Here is a 2385-nt window from a genome sequence, read left to right as displayed (position 1 = left end):
AGGCCGGGGCGGCCTGGCGGCACGGCGTGCGAGCCGCCATGCGATGCGGGATGTGTTGCGGGAACCTGATGGCGATCGCGCTGGCCGCCGGCATGATGGATCTGCGCGTGATGGCGGCCGTGACGGTTGCAATCGCCGCCGAGCGCCTTGCGCCGTCCGGTGGGCGGGTTGCTGCGCGAATCGCCGGCTGCGTGGCGGTCGGCGCAGGCATCGCGATGATCGTGCGCGCGGCCGGGCTGCTATAACAAAGGGAGGGCGGGCCGATTCGACACGTTGCCGGGCCTTGCTTCACCGTGGCCAATACCGTCGCGTGACCTGTTCGCAACAGACGGATCGACCGCTTGGCCGCCGGCTGCGCGAATGGTTCGATGCGGCGGTGAAACGAAAGGCGATCGAAAACGAACCGAACGGCGATCCGAACGATTCGGCCCCCGAACGGCCGAAACCGGCTAAGCCGTTGTTCGTGTTGTGAAATTTCGCGGCGCTTCGCGTATAATTCGCTTTTGCGCCCATAGGATTTGCCATGCGTCTGATCCAAAAAGCACTCACTTTCGATGACGTGCTCCTCGTTCCCGCCTTTTCCGACGTTCTCCCGCGCGACACCAGCCTCAAGACCAAGCTGACCCGCAACATCTCCCTGAACATGCCGCTCGTGTCCGCCGCGATGGACACGGTCACCGAAGGTCGCCTTGCGATCGCGATGGCGCAGCAGGGTGGCGTCGGTATCGTCCACAAGAACCTCACGCCGGCCGAGCAGGCCCGCGAGGTCGCGAAGGTCAAGCGTTTCGAATCGGGCGTCGTCCGCGATCCGATCACGGTGCCGCCGCAAATGAAGGTGCGCGACGTGATCGCGCTGTCGCGCCAGCATGGCATCTCGGGCTTCCCGGTCGTCGAAGGCCCGCAGCTCGTCGGCATCGTCACGAACCGCGACCTGCGTTTCGAAACCCGTCTCGATGAGCCGGTCAAGTCGATCATGACGCCGCGCGAGCGCCTCGTCACGGTCAAGGAAGGCACGCCGCTCGCCGAAGCGAAGGCGCTGATGCACAGCCACCGCCTCGAGCGCGTGCTGGTCGTCAACGACGCGTTCGAACTGCGCGGCCTGATGACCGTCAAGGACATCACGAAGCAGACCGAGCACCCGGACGCGTGCAAGGACGAACACGGCAAGCTGCGCGCAGGCGCGGCGGTCGGCGTCGGTCCCGACAACGAAGAGCGCGTCGAGCTGCTGGTGCAGGCCGGCGTCGACGTGATCGTCGTCGATACCGCGCACGGCCACAGCAAGGGCGTGCTCGAGCGCGTTCGCTGGGTCAAGCAGAACTTCCCGCACGTCGAAGTGATCGGCGGCAACATTGCGACGGCCGCCGCCGCGAAGGCGCTCGTCGAATACGGCGCAGATGCAGTCAAGGTCGGTATCGGCCCGGGCTCGATCTGCACGACGCGGATCGTCGCCGGTGTCGGCGTGCCGCAGATCAGCGCGATCGCCAACGTCGCGGAAGCGCTGAAGGGCACGGGCGTGCCGTGCATCGCCGACGGCGGCGTGCGCTTCTCGGGCGACGTGTCGAAGGCCCTCGCGGCCGGCGCGAACGCGGTGATGATGGGCAGCATGTTCGCAGGCACCGAAGAGGCGCCGGGCGACGTGTTCCTGTACCAGGGCCGTCAGTACAAGTCGTATCGCGGCATGGGTTCCGTCGGTGCGATGAAGGACGGCGCGGCAGACCGCTACTTCCAGGACAACTCGGCGAACATCGACAAGCTCGTGCCGGAAGGCATCGAAGGCCGTGTCGCGTACAAGGGCTCGGTCAACGCGATCCTGTTCCAGCTGGTCGGTGGCGTGCGCGCGAGCATGGGCTACTGCGGCTGCAAGACGATCGACGAGCTGCACGACAAGGCCGAATTCGTCCAGATCACCGCGGCGGGCATGCGCGAGTCGCACGTGCACGACGTGCAGATCACGAAGGAAGCGCCGAACTACCACGTGGACTGATCGCCGATGAAACCGCTGCTGCGAGCCGTGCTGATCCTCGATGCCGTGCTGCTGCTGGCGTTCGGCGTGCTGTTCGTGCTGACGCCCTGGCAGTCGCTGTTCAACGCGCTGCAACTGCAGAACATCCAGCCGGCGATGCTCGGCCAGGCGTTCGGCATCGCGTTGCTCGGGCTTGCGTGGCTCGCGTTTCATGCGGCGTTCAACGGTGACCTCACGGCGCCGGTGGCGCGCTCGGTCGGCCACGTGTACTGGCTGACCGGCGTGCTGACGATCGTCTGGTCGCTCGGTGCCGGCAGTGGTCCCGCGCTTGCGGCCGCCGGCAGGGTGCTGTCGGTCGTGGCCGGCGTCGCGCTGATCCTGCTGGGCCTCGGCGGCGTGCGGCTCGCGTCGGCGGTACGCCG

At 66.9% G+C, this 2385-nt stretch carries 3 protein-coding genes; all 3 read left to right on the top strand.

All coding sequences use genetic code 11. From position 1 onward, the window contains the following. On the top strand, nt 1-245 hold a 245-nt coding region (locus tag G3N99_RS39060; RefSeq protein ID WP_206125065.1), incomplete at its 5' end, for a DUF2182 domain-containing protein. A 278-nt stretch (nt 246-523) separates the two neighbouring features. Further along, entirely contained in the window at nt 524-1984 is a 1461-nt protein-coding gene (gene guaB / locus G3N99_RS39055; protein ID WP_011352433.1) for an IMP dehydrogenase, read from the top strand. 6 nt (nt 1985-1990) lie between these two features. Further along, a partial coding sequence (locus tag G3N99_RS39050) for a hypothetical protein (protein ID WP_206125064.1) occupies nt 1991-2385 on the top strand: 395 nt, incomplete at its 3' end.

The sequence above is a fragment of the Burkholderia sp. Ac-20392 genome (genome assembly GCF_017104585.1).
Taxonomy (GTDB): domain Bacteria; phylum Pseudomonadota; class Gammaproteobacteria; order Burkholderiales; family Burkholderiaceae; genus Burkholderia; species Burkholderia lata.
The sequence above is the reverse complement of the archived record's forward strand: the minus strand, read 5'-3'. Positions and strand labels throughout refer to the sequence as shown.

What these genes read in the sequence shown, in the direction of transcription:
- guaB (WP_011352433.1), top strand. Translation starts at nt 524, where the DNA reads ATGCGTCTGATCCAAAAAGCACTCACTTTCGATGACGTGCTCCTCGTT.